This window comes from Cellulosimicrobium cellulans (assembly GCF_042723955.1).
Lineage (GTDB): Bacteria > Actinomycetota > Actinomycetes > Actinomycetales > Cellulomonadaceae > Cellulosimicrobium > Cellulosimicrobium cellulans_H.
The window spans coordinates 26164-28042 of sequence record NZ_JBHXIC010000045.1 but is presented as its reverse complement, the minus strand read 5'-3'; the positions used below and the strand labels follow the sequence as shown (position 1 = coordinate 28042).

At 73.9% G+C, this 1879-nt stretch carries 1 protein-coding gene; it reads right to left on the bottom strand.

Annotated elements, in window-relative coordinates; translation table 11 throughout:
- Nucleotides 1-143 precede the first annotated feature (143 nt).
- Entirely contained in the window at nucleotides 144-1691 is a 1548-nt protein-coding gene (locus tag ACFWH7_RS13230) for an MDR family MFS transporter (protein WP_378216966.1), read from the bottom strand.
- Nucleotides 1692-1879 lie beyond the last annotated feature (188 nt).

Sequence of the window (1879 nt, the reverse complement as noted above, 5' to 3'; positions counted from 1 at the left end):
TTGTGAAACCCCCCCCCCGAGGGTGGGGGCGCGGGGGCGCTCCCCCCCCCACACGAGTGTGGGGGCGTTACGGGGGGCTAACCGGCCCCCCATGTCGTGTTCGAGGGCGCGTGACGTCGTGCTCGACGCCGGGTGGGGACGGCTCAGACGTCGTCGGTGGCCAGGGCGGCCTCGACCTTCACGTCGTCGGCGCGGGAGTCCTCGACCGGGGCGTCCTGCGTGCCAGGACGGGTCGGACCGTGGCCGTGGGCGGGCTGTGCCGGGCGGCGCAGGAGGAACGACAGGCCGACCGCGACCAGCATGACGGCGGTGCCCCAGACGAACGCGTCGCCGACGCCGTCGGCGAGCGCGACCTGCGGCGACGCGCCGGCCTCTCCGTAGGCGATGGAACGGGTCGTCATGACGGCGACGAACATGGCCGTGCCGGCGGCGCCCGCGAGCTGCTGCGCGGTGCCGATCGACGCGGACCCGTGCGAGTACTGGTGCGGCTCGAGCGCCGAGAGCGCGGTGGTGAACAGCGGCGTGAACATGAACGCGAGGCCCAGGCTCAGCGTGACGTGCAGCGCGAGGACGAACCACGGCGACGAGTCCGCGTGGATCGTCGTGAACGCCGCGAGAGCGACCGCGACGACGCTCACGCCGGGGATGACGAGCGGGCGCGGGCCGACCCGGTCGTAGAGCCGGCCGACGGTCGGGCCGAGCAGACCCATGAGGAGCCCGCCGGGGAGCACGATGAGCCCGGTCGCGAGCGGCTCGAGGCCCATCGCGTCCTGGAGGAACAGCGGCAGGAGGATGAGGGACCCGAACATCGCGACCATGCCGACGGCCATGATGCCGAGCGGCACGCTGAACCCGCGGTGCGTGAAGACGCGCAGGTCGAGCAGCGCGCGGTCCTCCCGCTGGAGCACGAGCTGGCGCCACACGAACGCGCCGAGCGCGAGCGCACCGAAGGCGATGGGCACGGCCGGCGGGACGACGGGCGTGTGGCGCGCGGCCTCGCCGATGCTCGAGAGCCCGTAGACGAGCCCGCCGAACGCGAACGCGGCGAGGACGAGCGAGAGCGGGTCGAGGCGCGAGTGCGTACGGTCGGCCACGTCCCGGATGTACAGGAAGCCGAGGACGAGCGCGACGAGCGCGATCGGGAGCACGATCCCGAACACCCACCGCCAGCTGAGCGAGTTGAGGATGAGGCCGGAGAGCGACGGGCCCAGCGCGGGCGCCGCGGCCATGACGATCGAGATGTTCCCCATGACCTTGCCGCGGATCGTGGGCGGGACGAGGGTCATGATCGTCGTCATGAGCAGCGGCATCATGATCGCCGTGCCCGAGGCCTGCACGACGCGCCCGGTGAGCAGCCACGCGAACCCGGGGGAGACTGCGGCAAGGAGCGTGCCCGCGCTGAACAAGGACATCGCGAGCAGGTAGGCCCCCCGCGTGCCGAGGCGCTGGAGCAGGAACCCGGTCGCCGGGATGACGACCGCCATCGTCAGCATGAACGCGGTCGTCAGCCACTGCCCGGTGCTGGCCGTGATGCCGAGGTCCTCCATGAGGGGCGCCAGCGCGACGCTCATGGTCGTCTCGTTGAGGATCACGACGAACGCGGAGCCGAGCAGCAGCGCGATGACGAGGAAGTCCGCCCGGGGGAGCCGGTCGACGGGCGCCGAGGTGTCGTGGGTGGGGGAGGCTGTCACGGGGGTCTCCGCTCGCGTCGGTGGCGGCCCGGGCTCAGGTTCTGACCCGGTCGGGGAAGGGCGGGCTGCGTGGGGGCAGCACGGGAGTGGCGGGGGGGGGGGGCCCGCGGGGGGCGGGGTGTGGGGGGGCGCGGGCCCGCGCGGGGCGGGGTCTCGCGCGCGTTGGGGCGGGCCCCCCCCCGCCGGAC